Consider the following 21,177-nt stretch of genomic DNA (forward strand, 5'->3'; position numbering starts at 1 on the left):
GGTGCGGAGCGCTCCGCATCAGGGCCCGGGTGGCGGTCGGCCTCGGCCGTCGGCCGCGGCCGTCAGGCGGCTTCGAAGCCCGCGTGGTCGGCGATCTTCTTCAGTTCGGCCAGCGCGTGCTTCTCGATCTGGCGGATCCGCTCACGGGTGAGGCCGTGCTGCTTGCCCACCTCGGTGAGGGTGCGCTCGCGGCCGTCCTCCATGCCGTAGCGGGAGCGGATGATCGAGGCCGTGCGGTCGTCCAGCCGCCCGATCAGGTCGTCCAGCTCCTCGCGACGGAGCATGACCATCACGGCATCCTCGGGGGACGTCGCCCCGGTGTCCTCCACCAGATCGCCGAACTGGGTCTCGCCCTCGTCGTCGACCGACATGTTGAGGCTGACCGGGTCCCGCGCCCAGTCGAGCACGTCCTTGATCCGGGCCTCGGTGGTGTCCAGCTCGGCCGCGATCTCGGCCGGCTCCGCCTCGCGGCCCAGCTCCTTGGACTTCTCACGCTGCACCCGGCGGATCCGGCCGAGCTCCTCGACCAGGTGCACGGGCAGCCGGATCGTGCGGGACTGGTCGGCGATCGAGCGGGTGATCGCCTGCCTGATCCACCACGTCGCGTAGGTGGAGAACTTGAAACCCTTGGCGTAGTCGAACTTCTCGACGGCTCGCACCAGGCCGGCGTTGCCCTCCTGGATGAGGTCCAGCAGCGGCAGGCCGCTGCGCGGGTAGCGGCGGGCGACCGCCACGACCAGACGGAGGTTCGAGCGGATGAAGACGTCCTTGGCGCGCTCGGCGTCGGCGGCTATCGCCTCCAGCTCCTCGCGCGTGACGCCGTCGGGGAGGTCGCCCTCGTCCAGCAGGTGCTGGGCGTACACGCCGGCCTCGATCCGCAGCGAGAGCTCGACCTCCTCGGCGGCATCGAGCAGGGGCGTCCTGGCGATCTCGTCGAGGTACATACCGACCAGGTCGCGGTCGGCCTCAAGGTTGGTCGGGCGGGCCGCGCGAGTCCGGTCGGCCCTGTCGCGAACGACGGCACGGGTGGCCATGCTTGCTCCCTTTGCTGGAATTGCCGAGGTCTGCCTGCCTGCCCCGAGAGGGCAAGAAGTGCGGGCCCCGAAGGGCTCACACGTAACAATCCAACGAGCAGATTCCGGACAACATTCCCAAGTCGCTCAGATTCTTCCCAGCGATGCAGTATCCTGCCGGTTTTCACCCCGGTTCTGGACACTGGGTGACCGATCGAACACTTCGAGTGCCCGTTCGCGACCGACCGTGGAGCGGTTCTTCACCGACCGCACACGCGATCGCCGCCCATTCGTTGAACAGCCGGGCGGTCGCGCACGTTCCCGTGCGCCCCTGATTTCCGCCCGCGCCCACACCCCGGCGCACGCAGGTCCTCCGCACAAAAGATGCCGAATCGCTATCACCCCAGCTCCCGATCGGCACAGGACGCTGGGAAGGTACCAGGCATGCACCTGACCAACAGCACGACTTCCGTCACTGTGCGTCAGCGTCGCCTCCTCCGGGACGCGTCGCTCGCGCTGGGCTGCGCCGCGCTGTTCTGCCTCCTGGCGACGCTGGTGACGGGCCACTGGCACCCCCTGTACCAGTTCGACCAGGACTGGACCAGCGAACTCCACGACTACGCACGGGATCACCGGATCTGGACCGCCGCGGTGCAGACCCTCTCCGACATCGGCGGCCCCGTCACGATGCGTGCACTGCTGGGCGTCGCGGCCGCCTGGCTCTGGCTGATCGGCGCCCGCGTGCTGGCCGGCTGGACGGCCGCCCAGGCCCTGGTCGGCTGGGGCGCCCAGTGGGCGCTCAAGCTGGCCGTCGGCCGGCAGCGGCCCGCCTTCTCCGACCCGGTCGCGCACGCCGGCGGCCCCGCCTTCCCCTCCGGGCACGCGATGGCCTCGGCGATCACCTGTGCCGTCCTGGTCGGCTTGCTCTGGTACCGGGTCGACCGCCGCGGCCGGACCGCCGCCTGCTCGGTGGCCGCCACCACGGTGCTGACCATCGGCTGGACCCGGACCGCCCTCGGGGTGCACTGGCCCAGTGACGTGGTGGCGGGCTGGCTGGCCGCCGGCATCGTGCTGGGCGTCGTCACGGCCGCGGTCGAACTCTGGCGCCCGGGCGCCCTGGCCCGGGACGTACGTCGGGTCAACTGGCGCACCAGGCCCCGGGTCCAGCGGGTCATCGTCCCGTACGTCCGGCCCCCGCGCCCCGACGGCCCGCACGCTGACGCCCCGCCGGACGACGCCCCGCTGGGTCGCGACCCACTGGCCGACGGGCCGCCGGACGGTGCCGGGTCCGACGCGCCCGGCCGGGACGACCCCGCCGACCGCCCGGACGCACCGGTCCGCCGAGGTGGCGGGCCGCTGGGGCGGCGGTCCGCCGAGGCGCCGAGGCCTCCGGCAGGCCGCCCCGGAAACGCCGCAGGCCCTCCGCCGGATCGGCGGAGGGCCCGGGGGTGAGCGGCAGCGGTCAGGCCCTGCCCGGGATCGTCCGCACGGTGCGCCGGACGTAGGTGAGCAGGGCTGCGGTCAGCACCGGAAGACCGCGCCGGAGACCGGGTGGGCCTCCCGGAAGCAGCCGTTCGGCCGGTACTCGACCGCCACGCCACCGTCCGCGAGCCTGGTCAGCTCGGCTCGGCGCCCGTCCGGGACGGCGATCTGGCAGTCCGTCACACTCCGGTCACCGCGGCGGCCAGGCCGGTAGCGATCGCGCTGAGGTGGTTCTCGCTCAGGTGGTCGTGCGCGACGAAGGCCGGCCGGTGCATCCCGCCGATCATCACGGCCCCGGTCAGAGCCGGCCCGGACGTCATGGCGGCCAGGATCGGCAGGGCCTCCCGGCTGACGAACCGGCGCGAGCGGCTGGTGCCCTTGGTCCAGGCTCAGAGACTGGTACCGGTCTCGAACTCGCGGGCCGGCACGGCCGCGGCCCACACCACGGCGAGCAGGATGGCGAGGTAGCGCGCCAGGCCCTCGGTCATGCCGCTGCCCGACCTGCTCGACACCTCGTGGAGGCTGGACGGGAGGTGGAGCGCCAGCGCGACCACGGTGACCGCCGGGGGCAGCCGGACGCCCCGGCCCGGGCGCCGCGAACGGATCCAGGTCGGCTGTCGGCTCGTCGATCCCCTGAACCCACTCGACCGCCGTCCGGGCCCCGGCCAGGCCGTTCCGCCGGAACCGGCGGCTCCGGGGCGGGCGCCCACCGGCGGATCTGCCGCTACCCGCGGTCGACCGAGTCGTCACGGGCGGCCGGCGGGAGGTGGAAACGCCGCAGGCCCTCCGTCCCCTGGGAGGGGAGGGAGGGCCTGCGAGCTGCTGTTCTGTTGTGCCCCAGACAGGAATCGAACCTGCGACACCGGCTTTAGGAGCACAGTTGTCGCTCACCAGCTCCGACCTGCGCCGAAGCGGTGCTGGGCCTCAACCCCGAGTTCTAACCGCCGCTGCCCGCAATTCCCCGTGGTTCCCCGCCTGTCCTGGCACGGCTGTGGCACGGGCGAGGCTTCTCAGCCTTGGTCCACCTGGGTCAGTTCGTTCAGGTGCTCCAGGTAGGCCCGAGTGCCGGGCTCGCCTCCGTACTGCCTGGTCACGACCGTCGCCAGCTCGCGACTGACCGCAAGGAGGGAAGGGAGCGACTTCCGCTCGCCCCGGAGAGCCCACTCCCCGTAGTTCAGCGCGTCTTCGAGGTCGCCCTCTCGCGCCGCGACGACGCCGAGCGTCAGCCGCGCCTCGGCGATCCGCATCGGGGAGCGCTCCGTGCCGTCGTAGTCAGTGCTGGCCCGGATCACCTCCGACGCGAGCGTCGTGGCCAGCTTGTTCTCACCGAGCATCCGGTAGCAGTCCATGGCGTAGAAGTCGTACTTCGCCGGGTCCACCACGAAGTGGTTGTCCAGGTTGTCGGGGTACGGCATGCCTTCGAGCAGGCGGCGCCCCCTATCGAGCGCTACCTCTGCCTGCCGGCGGTCGCCGAGCCTGGCCCACGCCTTCGCTTCCTGGGCAGCGAGCTGCACGGCTACGCCCTGGTTTGCGGCCAACTCGGCCCCGGCCTTCGACGCGGCGATGACGCCGCGGTAGTCGCCCGTCGTCAGGGCAAACCACGCGCGCATCTCGTGCGCCCAGCCCTGAATCCCCGCGTGCTCCGCCTCGTTGCCGAGCGACAGCGCGGCCCGCCGGGTCGATTCGGCCGCGCGCTTGTCACCCATGTCGTACTCCACGCAGCCCACCAACAGGGCGAGCCAGCCAGCCATCGACAGCACCTCCCGGTGCTGTGCGAGCGTGAGCCGCTGGCCCTGGAGTCCAACCACACGCTTGAGCCACTGGCGACCCTCGACCGCAAGCTGCCCGCTCGGCAGCAGGGCGTACTCCGAGCAGAGTCGGTCGGTGGTGATGCGAAGCGCTTCCATCGTGGCGTTGTCCACGTCGGACGCGGTCAGACGGCTGATGATGTCCAGCGTCTCCATGCCGCTCACCGCAGCAATTTCGGCGTGGCCATCCCGGCGCCCCACCACCGGAAAGAGCGCGTGCGTCACTGTGCCGAACATGGCCGCGATGATCGGCTGGTAGAAGTCGCTCGGCATGACCTCACCGGACTCCCAGCGCTTCCACTGTCGCAGCATGGTCGAGTTGTCCGGGAGCTTCTTCGGAGCGTGCGCCCGAAGGGCGGCGATGGCGTCCGCCTGCGACCACTCCCGGGCGTTCCGCTCTGCCGTCATACGCTGCGCCCATGCAGGCCTGTCGTAGCTCACGTGCCCTCCCCAGTGGGTGGTTTCTCCCCTGAGTCTGACACCCGAAGGGCCCCGGACAGCAGGTGGTGACAGGGCAGTGACACCGGCCCTGTCACCAGCAAGACACCTCTGCTGTCACTGGTGACGCTCACGCCGCTACCCGATGGTTAGTCAGGAACGGACGACGCGGTTACGCGCCGTTCCAGCTCGGCCACCCGCGCCGACAGGTCCTCAACCCGGGAGGTGAGATGTTCCACCAGGCTCAGCACATCGCTCTCCGCCGGCCGGTTGGCCACGTCGACGTCCCGGCGCACAAAGGTGCCGCGCCCGGGGGTCGAGACGATGAGCCCTTCCTCACGCAGCAGCCGCAAGCCGCTGTGAACGGTCATCTCGGCGATGCCGAACCGCTCCGCGAGCTTCTTCACGGAAGGCAGCTTCGCCCCCGGCGGGTGCTCACCCGAGGCGATCTCGGAACGGATGGTGTCGGCGACCTGCACGTACGGCGCTCGCTCGTCATGCACAAGAGTCATGCCGCCAGGGTAACCCCCAGGGCGCCCTAAGGAACCTAGATGGAAGCGCTTGACACGCTAGAGCCATCTAGAGCAATCTAGATGGCACGAGCCCACAGCAACCGTGGAGCGGCGCCCAAACCGCCAAGTGAGTTCGCCGCTCCACGCCCCAGTGAAGGGAGTTCCATCATGCACGCAACGCTCACCACGTCACGAGTCGCCGCCGTCGAGGTCCCGGTTTCCGGTGGGGTGTCGGTCGTTGACCGGCGTCTGCCGGGCCAGCGCTACCCGCGCGTGGAGATCGAGGGCGTGGAGCTCAACCGGCTCCAGATCGCTACGGCGCTGCTGGAGATGAAGCAGCTGATCGGCCGCAAGCCGTCGATCAACCTCCTGACCCTGGCCCTGACCAAGGCCCTGGAGGCCTACGGCCTGGAGGGCATCCAGGCCGCCGCCCGGGACATGGTCCACCTCGACCCGACCGCCTGGCACAACCACGACGTGGCGCAGGCCTGGGAGCTGGCCCACGAGGTGGTCATGGGCTACTGGTACACCAACGCCGAGTCCCGGCCGATGACGCGCCACGAGCGGGCGGTGGCCCTGCACCTGGTGGGTGAGGACGCCTTCCCGACCGTACGCCAGGACGACTACCTGGCCGCTCCGCTGGCGTCCGAGGAGCTGTCGGCCCTGATCGCGCAGGGCGCGGCCATGGTGCCGGTGGCGGTGCTGGAGGCGCTGGGCGAGGAGCTGGCCCGCGAGCAGGGCGCGTTCGCGCCGAAGCCGTCCACGCCCGAGGAGCGCCTGCGGCGGGCGGAGTTGAAGCGGGTCCTGCCGAACTTCCGGCGCCGTCGCCTGTGCGACTCGGTGACCGAGATGGCCTCGCTCAAGTACGAGCTGGCCACGCCGCTGGTCGTGCTCACCGACACCGGGGAGCGGTTCCTGGGCGCCGTCGTCTCGGACAGCCCGGAACTGCGCCTGCGGCACATCGCCACGGTCGGCCGGATCGCCGGGCGGCAGGCGTTCACCCGCCGCGTCCTGGTCCCGGCCGGGGTCCTGCCGCCCGATGGCTGCCCGGTCTGATTCCGCAGCGACCGCGCCCGTCTCATCCACCGCAATCCCGGGCGCCGGTAGTACCCCGCCGGCGCCTGGCCACAACCTTGGAGCACCCCGCTATGCCCGGTCCCGTCGACTTCACCGCCACGGCCGTTGCCGCGTCGATCAGCACGCTGGCCAGCTACGCCACCGACGAACCGCTGAGGGTCAGCCAGATCGCCCGCGCGCTCGGCGTCTCGGACGACACCGTCTACCGCGAGATCCAGGACGGCCGCCTGACCTCCTACCGGGTCGGCCGGGGCCGGGGCATGATCCGCGTCCAGCGCTCGGCCTTCCGCACCTACCTCAAGACCCTCGGAATCCCGATCGGACTCGGAGTCCTCACCTCCTGACCACCCGCACTCACCGGCGCTCACGCCCGCTCACGGCCCGCTCAACAGGCGCCCCTGAAACCCGAGGGGCCGGGCCTGAAACGGCCGCCGGTGGACCTGAAACAGCGCCCCGGACGGGTGGGTGTTCACCGGTGAACACCCGGGCACTCACCGGCGCTCATGGACCACTCACCGGGTGCCGTTGAAGCCGGGACAGCCGGGCCTGAAAAGGCCACCGCCGCGCCTGAAACAGCCCCCGGCCCGGGTGGGTGTTCACCGGTGAACACCCGGGCACTCACCGCCGCTCATGGACCACTCGCCGGGTGGGCCTGAAACGCCCGGACCGCCCCTGAAACGGCCCGGCGCGCGGCTGAAACGCCCAGCCGTGGACCTGAAACCGCTGGTGAGAGCCGGTGAACACCGGTGAACACCCGCACCGGCCCCGGCGAACCCCGGGCCGGAGAAGCGCTTCTCCAGCCCTTCCCCCGGCCGCGCGGACATCCGGCCGACCAGACCCCCGGGTGTTTCAGCCCCAGCCGTGAGCGCCCGTGAGCACGATCCGGCGGCCGGTGAACACCCACCCTCCTTAAGAGCGCTTCTCCTCGGCGGACCGGGGCGAGCGTGCCCGACCGAGCACCGCCAACTCCCCTAAGGAGAAGCGCTCTTAAGGGGGCAGTGAGCGCCCCGTCGAAGGAGTCCGAGCAGTGCGTGACCCACCACCCGACCACCCGCCCGCCCAGGCCGACCCGCCCCGCGAACCCGCCGGAGAACCCGTGTCTGTCGAAACCCTCCCCACCAACGCCTCTGACGGCCGACCACAGGCCGCCAACCCGCTGTACGACCCCGCTCACGGCATCGTGCGCCCCGACCGGCCGGGCCCCGTCCCGGACCCGGAGGTGTTCTGCGGCTGGGCCGGGGAAACCGTCCGCGACCTCGACCCGACCACCGAGGCCGACCCCGTGGGCGTGCTGGTGAACCTGCTGTCCGCCGCCGGGGCCGCGATCGGCCCGGGGCCGTTCCTGTGGATCGGCAACGGCCGCCACCCCGCCCTGATCTGGGCCCTCACGGTCGGCGCCACCGCCGCGGGCCGCAAGGGCGAGGCCACCAACACCGTCCAGCGCCTGTTCAAGGCCGCCGTGCCGGACTTCATCGCTACCAATGCCCGCTCCGGCCTGTCCTCCGGCGAAGGCCTGATCGAGGCGGTTCGCGACGGGGACGGCGACAAGGACCCCGGCGTCATCGACAAGCGCCTGTGGGTGGTGGAGTCCGAGTACGGCGTCACCATGGCCCGGGGACGGCGTGAGGGCTCCTCCCTGGGAGGCATCCTGCGCCAAGCGTGGAACGGCGAAGACCTCGGCGTGATGAACCGCGAGGCCCTGCACGCCACCGCCCCGCACATCGCCGTCATCGGCCACATCTCCCCGCGTGAACTGCGCGCCAAGATGCAGGACGCCGAGATGGCCGGCGGGACCTACAACCGCTTCCTGCCGGTCTTCGTCCACCGCAACCTGCTCCTCCCGGACGCCACCGGCGCCCCCGACGGCCTGATCGACAACCTCGCCACCGCCTGGCGCACCGTGCTCGCCGACGCCCGCCGGGTCGGCGAAGTCCAGCTCACCGAGCAAGCCGCGCAGCTGTGGCGGGAGGAGATCTACCCGGCCCTGTGCGAGGACGAGGCCGACGACGGCCCGATCGCCGAGTTCACCGCCCGCGCCGCCCCCTACGCCAAGCGCGCCGCCATGGTCTATGCCCTGACCGACCACACCGACCGCATCAGCGAAGACCACCTGCGCGCCGCCTGGGCCCTCGTGCGGTACGCCCGCGCCAGCGCCGCCCACATCCTCGGCCCGACCGCCGCCGCCAGCACCGGCGATCCGCACCTGGACAAGCTCATCCACGCGGTGAAGAACGCCGGGCCCTCCGGGATGACCCAGTCGCAGGTGCAGGTGCTCCTCAAGCGGCTCAATGCCACCCAGCGCGCCGACGTCACTGCCCGCCTGTGCCAGCTGCCCGACTTTGCCGCCGCCCAGCTCTCCACTGGCGGACGCCACCAGACCGTCTACCTCTACGCCCCACCCGGCCGGGAGGGCGGTCCGGAAAGGCCGGAAAGCCCGTAAAGCCCTCTGACCTGCACGAACACCTGGCGGAAAGTGGTCCGCGAAGGTCCGGAAAGTGGTCCGCGAACCCCGGCCACACACCTTCCCGGACCCTTTCCGGACCATTCCGGACGGCTTTCCGCCACACAAAACCCCAGCTCAGACCCCTTTCCAGCCTTTCCGGCCTTTCCGGACCACCCCCGGGGACAGCGACCACCGACCACGAGCCCACAGGCCGAACCGACTGCCAGGTGACAGGCGCCAGTCGGCGACTGTCACCCGGGCCCGATTTCCCCAGGTAACGCGCGCAAGGCCGACAGTCGGCGCCTGTCACCTCGACTGTCACCCCCCGCTGGCACCTGATCTTGGCCCCCTCTGGCACCCCGAACGGAGACCCGCTATGCCCCGCACACCCACCGTCGCCGTCGCCCGACCGACCCGCACGGACGCACCATCGGCCACCACGGCGCCCCGAGCGCGCTCCCCACCAAGGGCGGCCGGGCCAGAAGAAGCCACCCCGCCCCCGGCGGGCGGGTGGTCTCTTCCACCCGCGCCACACGGCCACCCGGCCACCCGGCCACCCGGCCAGCCGAGTCGCCCCGCAACGGGCCGTCACCTCCCCCCACCCACCCCCCACCCGAGAAAGACCATCCCCCACCCGCTCAGGCGCCCGGGAGGACGTTCTCCGGCCGGGTGGGGGGTGGGTGGGAGATCACGCTCCGCGCTCATCATCACGGGCCCGCTCCGTGAATCCGGGGGTCCCACGTGCGCGTGCACGCGTACGCGCGAGGAAGCCCCCGACCGCCACACAGCGTCACCAACCGCCCGGCCGCGCGACCGTCAGGCCGCAGGCGTCAGAAACCGTCTGACGGCCCTGACGCCCAGACCCCGGGTAACGCGCGCACGCGCGCGAGGAACCCCCGTCAGACGCGTCTGACACCCCGGTCTGACGCCCCTGACACCCCCGCCCGACACCCGCCCTGACGGCCATGACACCCACCCGCCAACCGATCTGACGGTCCTGACACCCCGCCGACCCGGCCCGCCAGCCAGCCGACGTCGGTCTGACACCTCTGACGGCTGCCCTGACGCCCCTGACGCCGTCACCCATCGCACCCGACCTGACCGCCCCACGCCCTACCGACCAGCACGCCCCGAACCACCTGTCGCCTGTCTTGTCGCCTGTCGTCTCACCCCCGCCCAACCGCCCGCAGACCCCGGAAAACCCCCTCCGACCTGCGGGGCGACAGGCGACAAGACAGGCGACACGACAGGCAGGCGACAGGCGAGACGACAGGCCACACGACAGGCAAGACACCAACCCGACCGCCCAGGAGGACGCCTTGGCCAACCGCCGCACACCGGCCACGTCGCCGCACGCCGACCCCGGAGAGGAGTGCATCACGCATCTGTCCACCCACCGAAGGAACAGCCGTACGCCCGAGCGCACGCAGGCCGCTCCGGCGCTGCCCGAGCCGCTGCTGAGCGTCGCCCAGGTCGCCGAGCTGCTCGGCACCACCGAGCGGTTCCCCCGCCGGCTGATCGAGGAACGGCGCGTCGTCTTCGTCAAGGTCGGCCGCCACGTCCGTATCCCGGCCTCCGCCGTCGCCGAGTTCATCGCCGCGAACACCGTGCAGCCCATCCCCGTCCGCCGCACCACCACGAACAGGAACGCCGCCTGATGGCCAACAAGAAGAACAGCCGCCGCCGCTTCGGAGCCGTCCGTCAGCTTCCCTCCGGCCGCTGGCAGGTCCGATACCGCGACCCGCTGACGGGAGAGCTGCGGCCCGACGAGAAGACGTATGACACCAAGACCGACGCCGAGGTCAGGCTGAGCCAGCTCGAAGCCGACATCACCCGAGACAAGTGGGTCGACCCGGACGCCGGGAAGGTGAACTTCGGCGAGTACGCCACCCGCTGGCTCAAGGAACGCAAGCTGGAGGAGACCACCCGGGAGCGGTACGAGACTGCGCTCCGGCTGCACATCCTGCCCACCCTCGGCCCGAGGTTCATCGTCCAGATCACCCCGGCGCGGGTGCGGACCTGGCGGACCCGCCTGCTGGACTCCGGAGTCGGCGAGCCGACCGTGGTCAAGGCGTACCAGATGCTGCGGGCCATCATGAACACCGCCATCGACGACGAGCTGATCAAGCGCAACCCGTGCCGGATCAAGGGCGCCGACACCTACGACGTCCCCGAGCGGCCGGTGCTCTCGGTACCCGAGGTCTTCGCCGCGGCCGACGCCATCACGCCCCGGTGGCGTGCCCTGGTCCTGGTCACCGCGTTCACCACGCTGCGGTTCGGCGAGCTGGCCGCGCTCCGCCGGCGGGACGTCGACCTGGACGCCCGACTGCTCCGGGTGCGCCGGAACCAGGCCGAGCTGTACAGCGGGAAGCTCTACGACAAGGCGCCGAAGAGCCGCGCCGGGTTCCGCCCGGTGGCCTTCCCCGCCTCGATCGTGGACGCCCTCCGGCACCACCTGGAGCACTACGCGGGGCAGGGCCCGAACGGCCACATGTTCATCGGGCCGCGCGGTGGCCGACTGCGCCGAAGCAACTTCCGGGACGACTGGAGCGCCGCGAAGGCGAAGGCGAAGATCTCGCCGGATGTGCACTTCCATGATCTGCGCCACACCGGGAACACCCTCGCGTCGCAGAGCGGCGCGAGCACGAAGGAACTCATGACCCGCATGGGGCACAGCACGGCGCGGGCCGCGCTGATCTACCAGCACATGACCAGCGACCGTGATCGGGCCATCGCCGACCGGATGGGCGAGATGGTCAAAAAGGAGCTGGAGAAGCAGGACCCGCCGAAGGGATCTGGCACGGACGTGGCACAGGAGGACTGACCGCGCGGAAACGACTGAGGCCCAGGTCGGAGGGATTCACCCTCTGACCTGGGCCTCTTTGCGTCTGTGTGCTTGTGCCCCAGACAGGAATCGAACCTGCGACACCGGCTTTAGGAGAGCCGTGCTCTATCCCCTGAGCTACTGAGGCGTGGCCGGTCGGTGACCAGGCCGTTCACAGCGTACCGGATCGGGGGTGGGCGGGGGACGGCGAAGGGGGAGCCGGGCGGGCCGGCTCCCCCTTCGGGCTGTCGGGGAGGGGAGGGATCAGAGGAGGCGCAGCAGGCGGGACTGGATGGACGGCGGGTTGAGGTCGGACTGGAGGGCCACCGGGACCTCCGACTTCCCGTCGCCCGAGCCCACGCGCAGCGTGCCGATCTCCTTGCCCGCCTTCTCGTTGTGGTGGAGCGCGGCCGGGTCCAGGGTGACCGTGCCGGTGACGCCCGGGAAGCCGGCCACCACGAGGTCCTTGGTCGCGACGACCGGGACCTTACCGCCGAGACCGTCGTCCACGGTGCCGACGACGTCGCCCTTCTTCACCACGGTCTGGCCGGTCAGCCCGTTCTGGGCGGCCTGGATCTGCTTGCCGCTGACCTTGAGCACGGTGGGCAGGATGCCGTCGCCCGGGTTGGGCGAGGTGGCCTGCTGGCCCAGGGTGACGCCGAGGATCATGCGCTTCACCCCGCCGATCTCCTTGTAGGCGGCCCACATCAGGCAGCCGCCGGCCGGGGTGCTGGAGCCGGTCTTGACGCCGATGACGCCGGTCTTCGGGTTGATCAGGTTGTTGGTGTTGGAGATCTTCACGTTGTTGAACGTGGTCTCCGGGGTGGAGACGATCTGCCGGAAGATGTCGTCCTTCATGACCTGCTCGGCCAGCTTCAGCTGGTCCTTCGCGGTGGACTTGGTGTCCGCGTTGAAGCCCGCCGGGTCGGCGTAGGTGGTGTTGGTCATGCCGAGCTTGGCCGCGGTGTCGTTCATCTGCTTGACGAACGCCTCCTCGGAGCCGGAGTGGAAGCGGGCGAGCAGCCGGGCCACGTTGTTGGCGGACGGCAGCATCAACAGTTCCAGCGCCTGGTACTCGGTGAGCTCCTGACCCGCGGTGAGCGTGACCCGGGACTCGTCGCTGTTGCCGGACTCCTGCGCGGCCTGGGGGTCGACGGCGATCTTGGGGCCGCTCTCCCCCTTCTTCAGCGGGTACTTCTGCAGGATCAGGTAGGCGTTCATCACCTTGGTGACGCTGGCGATCGAGGCCGGGGTCTCCTGGCCCGAGCTGCCGAGGCTGCCGACGCCGACCACCTCGGCCGCGGACTGGCCCTTGGCCGGCCAGGCGAGGTCGAGCTGGTCACCGGAGAAGCTGAAGCTGCCCGCGGTCGTCATCCGCACCTTCGGGTCCGGCAGCGGGCGCAGCAGCTGGGCCACCACGACCGCGCCGAGCACCACGGCGAGGAAGACCGTCCAGATGGTGATCCGCTTGAGCGCGCGGCGCAGCGGCGAGACCGGGCGGGCGTTGAGGGTGGCCAGGACCTCCATCGCCTCGGCCGTGGTCTCGGGCGAGGGCTGGGGAGCGGGCTGGGGCTGCGGCGGCGGAGCCGGCTGGGGAGCGGGCTGCGGGGAGGGCAGTGGCTCCGGCCGGGGCAGCGGCGGGACGGGCGGCAGCGGCGGCGGGGCCGGGGCCGGCTCGGGTTCGGGAAGGGGCTTGGGTGCCGGGGTCGGCTCGGGCACCGGCTTCGGCACGGGGGTCGGCTCGGGCACCGGAGCGGGCTCCGGGGGCTCGGGGACGGTGCCGGCGGCGGGGGCCGCGGGGGCGCGCAGCGGCCCGGGCTTCTCCAGCTTCTCGGTCCGGTCCGACTCGGCCGCCTTCCGAGCCGGCTCCCCCTTCTTGATCAGGGCGAGGGTCGCGGTGGCCCCGGCGGGAGAGTCGGCCTCGGTGCCGTCGCCCTTGCCCGCGTCCGCCTTGGTGGCGGAGTCGGTGTCAATGTCGGCGTCAGAGTCGGAGTCCGCGTCGGTGGCGGAGTCGGCGTCAGGCGTGTCGGTCTCGCCGCCGGACTTCTCCGCAGCCTTCTCCTCGGACTTCTCCGCAGGCTTCTCGTCGGCCTTGTCCGCAGCCTTCTCGGCCTTGCCCGCAGGCTTCTCGCCAGCCTTGTCCGCAGCCTTCTCGGCCTTAGCCTTGTCCGCAGCCTTCTCGGCCTTGCCCGCAGGCTTCTCGCCAGCCTTGTCCGCAGCCTTCTCGGCCTTAGCCTTGTCCGCAGCCTTCTCGGCCTTGCCCGCAGGCTTCTCCTCGGCCTTGTCCGCAGCCTTCTCGGCCTTAGCCTTGTCCGCAGCCTTCTCGGCCTTGCCCGCAGGCTTCTCCTCGGCCTTGTCCGCAGCCTTCCCGTCGGCCTTCTCAGCCGCCACCCCCGTCGTCCGGATGGCGAGACGCGGGTCTGCGACAGGCGGTCGCTCGCCGGCTGCCTTCGCCCCGTCAGGCTTCGGCGAGTCCTTCTCATCCCCCGCCGCACCATCGGAACTGTCGCAGTCCGCAGGCTTCAGCAGTCCCTCGGGCAGCCGCAGCGCGGTGGTCCTGTTGTCCACCGGCAGCCGCAGCATCGTCGTCCGGCTGTCCACATCGTGGACACGGAGCTGTACGGTCGAACCGCCCTTGGCGCCGACCTTCGGCGTGTCGGGGGATGCCTCGGCCGAGGCCTCGGCGGGCGTGTCAGCGGGTGCCCCTGCGGACGCCTCGGCCTCGGTCCCGGTCCCCGCCCCGGCCTCCGGCGTCTCCTCCCCGGAGGTGTCGGCCGCACCCTCCGCGGACACGTCCGCGGCGGCCCCGGCTGACGCCCCGGCAGCCGGCGCACCGGTCCGTTCGCGTTCGCGGTCCTGCTCCCGCTCGCCGTCCCTCAGCACCCTGTCGGGGGACTCGCCCACGTATCCCAGCCTCCTCAACGCCCGGCGGGGCACCGGCAGACCCGATTTCGGGAAGCCGACGCCCCGCCCCGTGTACCTGTACAGTCTCCGCCACCGACGGTCGATCCAGCCGCGCACACCCCGCCCGACCGGCGCGTATTGCCGCCGCACGGCCGCACCGCGGTCTGTCCAAGAGTCAGACGCCGGGCTTGAGGCCCCCGGTTCCGCGCCTTCACCGCAAGGTCACGATTCGGAGGCGTACTCGACAAGCCCGTGTGAGAGGCGTCACCCTGTCTCTCATCCACGCGGGGAGGCTTGGATGGGCAAGAGCCGCAGAACTGTTCCCGAGGAACTCTTGCTGCTCGCTTTGGACCCGACCACGGGTACCACGGCGCAGCCGCAGACCCTCGACCTCGGACTCGCCGGGGCGCAGCTCGTCGAGCTGTCCCTGGCCGGACGGATCGTACCGGAGGGCGACCGGATCGCCGTCGTGCTCGCACGGCCGACCGGCGACCCGACCCTTGACCACGCACTGGAGCTGCTGCGACGACGCGGCAGTCCGGTCCGCGCGGCGCACTGGATCGGCGGGCCCCGGCTGGGGCTGCGGCAGACCTACCTGGCGCACCTGGAACGCTGCGGCATGGTCACGGCCGTGCCGGGGCAGGTGTGCGGGGTGCTGCCGACGACGCGTTACCAGGCGTCCGACGACTGCACCAACGCCGCGATCAAGCAGCGGCTGGACACCGCGATCCGCACCGGCGTGCCGCCGGATCCGCGGACGGCCGCGCTCGCGGCCCTCGCCCACTCGGTGGGCCTGGGCAAGCACCTGTACCCGGGCAACGAGGGACGGTCGTCGCGGTCGCGGCTGCGCGACCTGATCCGGTACGACCCGCTGGGCGGGATGGTCGCGCACGCCGTGATGGACGTGCAGAACGGCCTGCCGACGCAGCAGAACCGTTCTTCCCAGAGTTCCGGGGCCGCCACCGGCCGCTCCGGCGCCCGTGCCGGAGGCCGGACCACGGGCGGGCGGGTCACCGCGCCGCGGGTCGCGGTCCGCTGACCCGAACCGCCGACGGCGTGCCCGGCAGCGTGCGGCACCCCGTTCGCACCCCTCGGAGGCGCTGAACCACCGTCCGCACGACGCCGCATGAACCGCACGACACCGCACGACACCGCGCGACTCCGCGCCACCGGCATGACCAGCAAGACCGGCAAGACCGGCACCACCAACAGCACCGAGGGGCGGTCGCCCCGCGACGCAAGTCGCCCGGCGACCGCCCCTTCTGCCGTTCCCGGAGGCCCGTCGGGGTCCTCCGCCCACTACCGGTTCGAGTCACCGAGCCGCATTACCACCTGGGAGCCACCGCCGTCTCACGGACGCGCTTTTCCGATGATCTGTTCTACTGCGCTGCTGTGATTCCCCGGCGCCGAGCTGGCCCAAGGTGACATGCTGCTCCGAGTCAGGGGGGTTGGTCCCAATGTCCGATGTGTTCCGAGGGCTGCCGTTCCAACGATCACCAGAGGTTCGGCCGGAGGTCGACGTGTCCGCGAACATCAATCCCACCGTGCGCCGCCGACGGCTCGGCTCGGAGCTGCGCAAGCTCCGCGAGGGCCTCGGGATGACGGCGGAGGAGGTGGCCGGCCGGCTGATGGTCTCCCAGTCGAAGATCAGTCGACTGGAGAACGGCCGTCGCAGCATCAGCCAGCGCGACGTGCGCGACCTCTGTGACGTGTACAACGTGGCCGACGAGCAGATGCGCAGCAGTCTGATGGAGATGGCCAAGGAGTCCCGCCAGCGCGGCTGGTGGCACGACTTCAACGACATGCCCACGCCGTACAGCGTCTACATCGGCCTGGAGGCGGAGGCCTCCTCGATCCGCGCCTACGAGTCCTCGTTCATCCCCGGCCTGCTGCAGACCGAGCAGTACGCCCAGGCGGTGGTCGAGGGCACCCAGCCGGACACCGACGCCAACGCGGTGCAGCGGCGGGTCCAGGTACGGATGAAGCGCCAGGAGCGGGTCCACGGCGAGAACCAGCTCGGCAGCCTGTGGACCGTCATAGACGAGGCGGCGCTGCGCCGCGAGGTGGGCAGCCGCGAGATCATGGCCCGGCAGCTGCGGCAGATGCTGGAGCTGAGCCTGCGTCCGAACATCACCATCCAGGTGATCCCGTTCTCGCACGGCGCCCACCCCGGTATGACCGGGACATTCTCCCTGCTGGAGTTCCCGGAGTCAGCCGATTCCACGGTTGTCTACTTCGAAGGTGTGACGAGCGATCTCTACCTGGAGAAGGAGGCCGATGTGCGCCGCTATACCGGTCTCTACGACTACCTGAGAGCGGCCGCGCTCGGTGTCGCGGAGAGCCGGTCGCTGATAGCCGACATCGAAAAGGGATACCACGAATGATCAACCCCGCCGAGCACGGACCCCGTTGGCGCAAGAGCAGTCACAGCGGAGGCCAGGGCGCCTGCGTGGAGATCGCCGGACCGGCCGCGGGAGCGGTGGCGGTCCGGGACTCCAAGGACCCGGCCGGACCACAACTGCGCTTCTCCACCGAGGCCTGGAACGCCTTCGCGTCGGCCGCGGCGGCAGGGGCCTTCGGCGACGTCTGAGGGTCCGGGGTCCGGGGTCCGGGGTCGGAACCGGATCCGTGCTCGGCCCAGTTGCCCGTAGCGCTGTCCGTCGCCCCCCGGGGCGGCGGTCGGCGCTACGGGCAACTCCCGTGTCGGGGAGTCCCCTTCACAGCACCGCCGTCCCTCTCGGCGCCACCGCTCAGGGCGCCACCGGGTAGCGGGCGGCCCAGTCGGCCCCCTCCGGGGTCCGCCGGTCGTGCAGTTCGGTCCCGTGCATCAGCTCCAGGGCGAAGTCGTCGGCGAGTTCCAGGATCGCCCCGCGCCCCTCCAGCCCCGCGACCAGGCCCGGCGGCAGCGCGGTGTCCCCGTGCAGCACCCCGAGCAGGTTGCCGCAGATCGCGCCGGTGGAGTCGCTGTCCCCGGAGTGGTTGACGGCCAGCAGCAGACCCGAGCGCACGTCGTGGGCGACCAGCGCGCAGTAGACCGCGATGGCCAGCGCCTCCTCCGCGACCCAGCCCTCCCCCAGCGCCTCCACCCGCTCGGCGGACGGTTCGCCGGCCCGGACCGCGTCCAGCGCCGCCCGCAGCGCGGCCGTGGTCTCCTCGTGCGCCTGCCGCTCGGAGAGCAGGGCCAGCGCCAGGTGGACGCCCTCCTCCAGGGTCCCGCCGCGGGCCACCGACTGGACGATCACCGCGAGCGCGCCCGCCGCGAGGTAGCCGGTGGGGTGGCCGTGGGTGAGCACCGAGCACTCCACCGCGAGCTGGAACACCAGGCCCGGCTCCCAGGTGGTGAGCAGCCCGAACGGCGCCGCCCGCACCACCGTGCCGCAGGCCTTGGAGTGGGGGTTCTTGGGCCGTTCCAGGGTGCCGAGCCGCTCGCCGTCCGGCCCGCTGAGGCCGGTCAGGCAGCCCTGGCCGGGGGCGCGCCGGGCGTACAGCCACTCCTCGCGGCCGAGCCAGCCGAGGCCGGGGCGGCGCTCGTCCGGGCCCCAGTCGCGCTGGGTGGCGGCCCAGCGCAGGTAGGCCAGGTGGAGGTCGGTGGGCGGGTGCCAGCTGCCGGTGTCGCGCCGGATGTGGGCGCGGATCAGGCCGTCCACCGTGAACAGGCTGAGCTGGGTGTCGTCGGTGACGGCGCCGGTGCGCCCGTACGCGGGGACGTAGCCGGTGACGCCCTGCGGGCCGTGCTGGGCCCGGATCCGCTCCAGCGGCTCGAACTCGACGCCGGCGCCGAGCGCGTCACCGATGGCACCGCCGAGCAGGCAGCCGCGCACCCGGCTGCGGAAGTCCTGCTGCTGGGCTCGTGACCACAGTGGCATCACGAAGGGGCGCCTTTCGTCGGGGTGGGGGCCGGTCCGCGCGACGCACGGCCGTGGCGCGCGCCCTGGCACTGTATTCGAAGGCGCGAGCGAGACGACGGCGTCCCTCGTACTTCGGTTCCCCGCCCCGGCCGCTCCCGGCGGACGATCCCGTGAGCGGCCGGGGCCCCGCGGCCGGCCTCAGTCCAGGACGGGCAGCAGCTCCGGCAGGTGCCCGTCCGAGGCCAGTGCCGCCGCCCGGCGCTCGGCCGGGACCTCGCCGTACAGGGTGGTGCGCTGGCGGTGCGGACGGCCCGCGGCCTCGGCGATCGCCTGGAGGTCGCGCACCGACTTGTAGCTGCCGTACGCGGAGCCGGCCATCCGCGAGATGGTCTCCTCCATCAGCGTGCCGCCCAGGTCGTTGGCGCCCGAGCGGAGCATCTCGGCCGCGCCCTCCGCGCCGAGCTTGACCCAGCTGGTCTGGATGTTGGGGATGTGCGGGTGCAGCAGCAGCCGGGCCATCGCGACCACCGCGCGGTTGTCCCGGGCGGTCGGGCCGGGGCGGGCGATGCCGGCCAGGTAGACCGGGGCGTTGGTGTGGATGAACGGGAGGGTGACGAACTCGGTGAAGCCGCCGGTGCGTTGCTGGATGTCGGCGAGCAGCCGCAGGTGGCCGAGCCAGTGCGCGGGGGTGTCCACGTGCCCGTACATCATGGTGGAGGAGGAGCGGATGCCCAGCTCGTGAGCAGTGGTGACCACCTCGACCCAGGTCGCGGCCGGCAGCTTGCCCTTGGTGAGCACCCAGCGGACCTCGTCGTCGAGGATCTCGGCGGCGGTGCCCGGGATGGTGTCCAGGCCGGATTCCTTGGCCCGCTGCAGCCATTCGCGGATCGGGAGGCCGGTCCTGGTGGCGCCGTTGACCACCTCCATCGGGGAGAAGGCGTGCACGTGGATGCCGGGGACGCGCTCCTTCACCGCGCGGGCGATGTCGAAGTAGGCGGTGCCGGGCAGGTCCGGGTGGATGCCGCCCTGCATGCACACCTCGGTGGCGCCCACCTCCCAGGCCTGGGCGGCCCGTTCGGCGACCTGCTCCAGGGAGAGGGTGTAGGCGTCGGCGTCGGTGCGGCGCTGGGCGAAGGCGCAGAAGCGGCAGCCGGTGTAGCAGACGTTGGTGAAGTTGATGTTCCGGGTGACGCAGTAGGTGACGTCGTCGCCGACCGCGTCCCGGCGGACGTCGTCGGCGATCCGGCACAGCGCGTCCAGGGCCGGGCCGTCCGCGTGGAACAGCGCCAGCGCGTGGTCGTCGGTGAGCCGGGTCGGGTCGTCGGCGGCCACCGCCAGGGCCTCGCGCAGGTCCCCGGCGAGGCGTTCGGGCGCGCCCTTCGCCAGCACCTGCTCGCGCAGCACCTCCCAGTCGCCGTACACGTCCTCGAAGTCGGCCCGGCGGTCGCCGGTGCGGCCCTCGGTGTCGACGGCGGTGTGCAGGTCGGTCCGGCCGTACGCCTCCGGCAGGTCCTCGGGCTCCTGCCAGGGGAGGCCCCGGACGGTGGCGTCCGGGTTGGCCAGGCCGGTGGCCGGGTCGGCCAGGGCGCGGACGTGCGGCAGCACCCGCGGGTCCAGCCAGGGCTCGCCGCGCAGCACGTACTCGGGGTAGACGGCCAGGCGCTCGCGCAGCTCGAAGCCGGCCGCGGCGGAGCGTTCGGCCAGACGGTCGATCTGCGGCCAGGGGCGCTCGGGGTTGACGTGGTCCGGGGTGAGCGGGGAGACGCCGCCCCAGTCGTCGATGCCGGCCGCGATCAGCCGCTCGTACTCGCCGTCCACCAGGTTCGGCGGCGCCTGGAGGCAGGCGGTGGGGCCCAGCAGGTGCCGGGCGACCGCCACCGTGGCCACCAGCTCGTCGAGTTCGGCGTCGGGCATGCCGCGCATCGCCGTGTCCGGCTTGGCGCGGAAGTTCTGCAGGATCAGCTCCTGGATGCCGTGGTAGGCCCGGGACACCCGGCGCAGCGCGAACAGCGACTCGGCGCGCTCGTGGTGAGTCTCGCCGATGCCGATCAGCAGGCCGCTGGTGAAGGGGACGGAGCTGCGGCCCGCGTCCTCCAGGACCCGCAGCCGGACGGCCGGTTCCTTGTCCGGGGAGCCGTGGTGGGGGCCGCCGGGCTCGCTCCACAGCCGGGTGGCGGTGGTCTCCAGCATCATGCCCATCGAGGCGGACACCGGCTTGAGCCGCTGGAAGTCCGTCCAGCTCAGCACCCCGGGGTTGAGGTGCGGGAGCAGCCCGGTCTCCTCCAGGATGCGCACGGACATCGCCCGGACGTAGGCGATGGTGTCGTCGTAGCCGTGCGCGTCCAGCCACTCGCGGGCCTCGGGCCAGCGGTCCTCGGGCTTGTCGCCGAGCGTGATCAGAGCTTCCTTGCAGCCGAGTTCGGCCCCGCGCCGGGCGACCTCCAGCACCTCGTCCGGGGACATGAACAGCCCCTGGCCGGCCCGGCGCAGCTTGCCGGGGACGGTGGCGAAGGTGCAGTAGTGGCACTTGTCGCGGCAGAGCCGGGTGAGCGGGATGAAAACGCTCTTGGAGTAGGTGATGACGCCGGGGCGGCCGGCCGCCTCCAGGCCGGCGTCGCGGACCCGGGCGGCACTGGCGCACAGGTCGCGCAGGTCCTCGCCTCTGGCCTGGAGCAGTACGGCGGCCTCGGCGAGGTCGAGGGCGACGCCGTCCCGGGCACGGCGCAGGGCGCGCCGCATCGCGTTAGCGGTCGGGGGCTTGCTTGCGTCCATGGCGGTTCCGTCCATGGCGCGACCCTACGTCAGGTAGTACGTCGGTAGGACACAAC

The 21,177-nt window shown here is 71.9% G+C and carries 18 protein-coding genes and 1 tRNA gene; 9 read left to right on the plus strand and 10 right to left on the minus strand.

Going from position 1 to position 21,177, the window contains the following annotated elements; genetic code table 11:
* Positions 1–62 precede the first annotated feature (62 nt).
* Complete coding sequence (locus ACZ6Z8_RS10370) at positions 63–1,034, minus strand: sigma-70 family RNA polymerase sigma factor (RefSeq protein ID WP_465608115.1); 972 nt, start codon at positions 1,032–1,034, stop codon at positions 63–65.
* 423 nt (positions 1,035–1,457) lie between these two features.
* Between ACZ6Z8_RS10370 and ACZ6Z8_RS10375 the strand changes: the two genes are divergently transcribed.
* The gene (locus ACZ6Z8_RS10375; protein WP_465608116.1) at positions 1,458–2,465 is read left to right on the plus strand and encodes a phosphatase PAP2 family protein; all 1,008 of its coding nucleotides are present in this window, start codon (positions 1,458–1,460) and stop codon (positions 2,463–2,465) included.
* Between the two features lie 69 nt (positions 2,466–2,534).
* Here ACZ6Z8_RS10375 and ACZ6Z8_RS10380 read toward each other — a convergent pair whose 3' ends face one another.
* The 5 genes from ACZ6Z8_RS10380 to ACZ6Z8_RS10400 form a co-directional block, all read right to left on the minus strand.
* Positions 2,535–2,678, minus strand: coding sequence for a hypothetical protein (locus ACZ6Z8_RS10380; RefSeq protein WP_465608117.1), 144 nt, complete (start codon positions 2,676–2,678; stop codon positions 2,535–2,537).
* The gene (locus ACZ6Z8_RS10385) at positions 2,675–2,815 is read right to left on the minus strand and encodes a hypothetical protein (RefSeq protein ID WP_465608119.1); all 141 of its coding nucleotides are present in this window, start codon (positions 2,813–2,815) and stop codon (positions 2,675–2,677) included. Before ACZ6Z8_RS10385 ends, ACZ6Z8_RS10380 begins: the two co-directional genes overlap by 4 nt.
* 69 nt (positions 2,816–2,884) lie before the next feature.
* Complete coding sequence (locus ACZ6Z8_RS10390) at positions 2,885–3,007, minus strand: hypothetical protein (RefSeq protein ID WP_465608121.1); 123 nt, start codon at positions 3,005–3,007, stop codon at positions 2,885–2,887.
* Between the two features lie 498 nt (positions 3,008–3,505).
* Positions 3,506–4,744 carry an XRE family transcriptional regulator gene (locus tag ACZ6Z8_RS10395; protein WP_465608122.1) on the minus strand — a complete coding sequence of 413 codons (1,239 nt, stop codon included), beginning with the start codon at positions 4,742–4,744 and terminating at the stop codon, positions 3,506–3,508.
* Between the two features lie 146 nt (positions 4,745–4,890).
* The gene (locus tag ACZ6Z8_RS10400) at positions 4,891–5,253 is read right to left on the minus strand and encodes a GntR family transcriptional regulator (protein WP_465608124.1); all 363 of its coding nucleotides are present in this window, start codon (positions 5,251–5,253) and stop codon (positions 4,891–4,893) included.
* A gap of 168 nt (positions 5,254–5,421) precedes the next feature.
* Here ACZ6Z8_RS10400 and ACZ6Z8_RS10405 point away from each other — a divergent pair, with 168 nt between their 5' ends.
* From ACZ6Z8_RS10405 to ACZ6Z8_RS10425, 5 genes are all read left to right on the plus strand, one after another.
* Positions 5,422–6,309 carry a hypothetical protein gene (locus ACZ6Z8_RS10405; RefSeq protein WP_465608126.1) on the plus strand — a complete coding sequence of 296 codons (888 nt, stop codon included), beginning with the start codon at positions 5,422–5,424 and terminating at the stop codon, positions 6,307–6,309.
* Between the two features lie 92 nt (positions 6,310–6,401).
* The gene (locus tag ACZ6Z8_RS10410) at positions 6,402–6,674 is read left to right on the plus strand and encodes an excisionase family DNA-binding protein (RefSeq protein WP_465608128.1); all 273 of its coding nucleotides are present in this window, start codon (positions 6,402–6,404) and stop codon (positions 6,672–6,674) included.
* Positions 6,675–7,426: 752 nt separating this feature from the next.
* The gene (locus ACZ6Z8_RS10415; RefSeq protein WP_465608129.1) at positions 7,427–8,770 is read left to right on the plus strand and encodes a DUF3987 domain-containing protein; all 1,344 of its coding nucleotides are present in this window, start codon (positions 7,427–7,429) and stop codon (positions 8,768–8,770) included.
* A 1,445-nt stretch (positions 8,771–10,215) separates the two neighbouring features.
* Positions 10,216–10,431 (plus strand): excisionase family DNA-binding protein, encoded by a 216-nt coding sequence (locus ACZ6Z8_RS10420; protein WP_465608441.1) that lies wholly within the window; start codon positions 10,216–10,218, stop codon positions 10,429–10,431.
* Positions 10,431–11,597, plus strand: coding sequence for a tyrosine-type recombinase/integrase (locus ACZ6Z8_RS10425; RefSeq protein WP_465608131.1), 1,167 nt, complete (start codon positions 10,431–10,433; stop codon positions 11,595–11,597). Before ACZ6Z8_RS10420 ends, ACZ6Z8_RS10425 begins: the two co-directional genes overlap by 1 nt.
* 75 nt (positions 11,598–11,672) lie before the next feature.
* Here ACZ6Z8_RS10425 and ACZ6Z8_RS10430 read toward each other — a convergent pair.
* A tRNA-Arg gene (locus ACZ6Z8_RS10430) sits at positions 11,673–11,745 on the minus strand.
* 116 nt (positions 11,746–11,861) lie between these two features.
* A complete protein-coding gene (locus ACZ6Z8_RS10435) occupies positions 11,862–14,501 on the minus strand; it encodes a D-alanyl-D-alanine carboxypeptidase (protein WP_465608133.1) in 2,640 nt (879 codons plus the stop codon).
* Between the two features lie 298 nt (positions 14,502–14,799).
* On the opposite strand from ACZ6Z8_RS10435, the gene ACZ6Z8_RS10440 reads away from it, so the two are divergent.
* The 3 genes from ACZ6Z8_RS10440 (at position 14,800) to ACZ6Z8_RS10450 (ending at position 17,091) form a co-directional block, all read left to right on the plus strand.
* Positions 14,800–15,540, plus strand: a complete 741-nt coding sequence (locus ACZ6Z8_RS10440) for a GOLPH3/VPS74 family protein (protein WP_402811842.1) — start codon at positions 14,800–14,802, stop codon at positions 15,538–15,540.
* 481 nt (positions 15,541–16,021) lie between these two features.
* On the plus strand, positions 16,022–16,885 hold the full coding sequence (locus ACZ6Z8_RS10445; protein ID WP_465608135.1) for a helix-turn-helix domain-containing protein: 864 nt from the start codon (positions 16,022–16,024) through the stop codon (positions 16,883–16,885).
* Positions 16,882–17,091 (plus strand): DUF397 domain-containing protein, encoded by a 210-nt coding sequence (locus ACZ6Z8_RS10450; protein WP_465608137.1) that lies wholly within the window; start codon positions 16,882–16,884, stop codon positions 17,089–17,091. Before ACZ6Z8_RS10445 ends, ACZ6Z8_RS10450 begins: the two co-directional genes overlap by 4 nt.
* A gap of 160 nt (positions 17,092–17,251) precedes the next feature.
* Here the strand turns inward: ACZ6Z8_RS10450 and ACZ6Z8_RS10455 are convergent, their stop codons facing one another.
* Both ACZ6Z8_RS10455 and ACZ6Z8_RS10460 read right to left on the minus strand, forming a co-directional pair.
* The gene (locus ACZ6Z8_RS10455) at positions 17,252–18,367 is read right to left on the minus strand and encodes an ADP-ribosylglycohydrolase family protein (protein WP_465608442.1); all 1,116 of its coding nucleotides are present in this window, start codon (positions 18,365–18,367) and stop codon (positions 17,252–17,254) included.
* A 180-nt stretch (positions 18,368–18,547) separates the two neighbouring features.
* The gene (locus tag ACZ6Z8_RS10460) at positions 18,548–21,136 is read right to left on the minus strand and encodes a bifunctional FO biosynthesis protein CofGH (protein ID WP_465608139.1); all 2,589 of its coding nucleotides are present in this window, start codon (positions 21,134–21,136) and stop codon (positions 18,548–18,550) included.
* Positions 21,137–21,177 lie beyond the last annotated feature (41 nt).

Source organism: Kitasatospora sp. NPDC101108 (genome assembly GCF_055584725.1).

Coding starts and splice junctions, on each gene's coding strand:
- ACZ6Z8_RS10455 (WP_465608442.1), bottom strand. CDS start 18,367: ATGCCACTGTGGTCACGAGCCCAGCAGCAGGACTTCCGCAGCCGGGTG.
- ACZ6Z8_RS10375 (WP_465608116.1), top strand. CDS start 1,458: ATGCACCTGACCAACAGCACGACTTCCGTCACTGTGCGTCAGCGTCGC.
- ACZ6Z8_RS10400 (WP_465608124.1), bottom strand. CDS start 5,253: ATGACTCTTGTGCATGACGAGCGAGCGCCGTACGTGCAGGTCGCCGAC.
- ACZ6Z8_RS10370 (WP_465608115.1), bottom strand. CDS start 1,034: ATGGCCACCCGTGCCGTCGTTCGCGACAGGGCCGACCGGACTCGCGCG.
- ACZ6Z8_RS10410 (WP_465608128.1), top strand. CDS start 6,402: ATGCCCGGTCCCGTCGACTTCACCGCCACGGCCGTTGCCGCGTCGATC.
- ACZ6Z8_RS10450 (WP_465608137.1), top strand. CDS start 16,882: ATGATCAACCCCGCCGAGCACGGACCCCGTTGGCGCAAGAGCAGTCAC.
- ACZ6Z8_RS10460 (WP_465608139.1), bottom strand. CDS start 21,136: ATGGACGGAACCGCCATGGACGCAAGCAAGCCCCCGACCGCTAACGCG.
- ACZ6Z8_RS10440 (WP_402811842.1), top strand. CDS start 14,800: ATGGGCAAGAGCCGCAGAACTGTTCCCGAGGAACTCTTGCTGCTCGCT.
- ACZ6Z8_RS10385 (WP_465608119.1), bottom strand. CDS start 2,815: ATGACGTCCGGGCCGGCTCTGACCGGGGCCGTGATGATCGGCGGGATG.
- ACZ6Z8_RS10425 (WP_465608131.1), top strand. CDS start 10,431: ATGGCCAACAAGAAGAACAGCCGCCGCCGCTTCGGAGCCGTCCGTCAG.
- ACZ6Z8_RS10405 (WP_465608126.1), top strand. CDS start 5,422: ATGCACGCAACGCTCACCACGTCACGAGTCGCCGCCGTCGAGGTCCCG.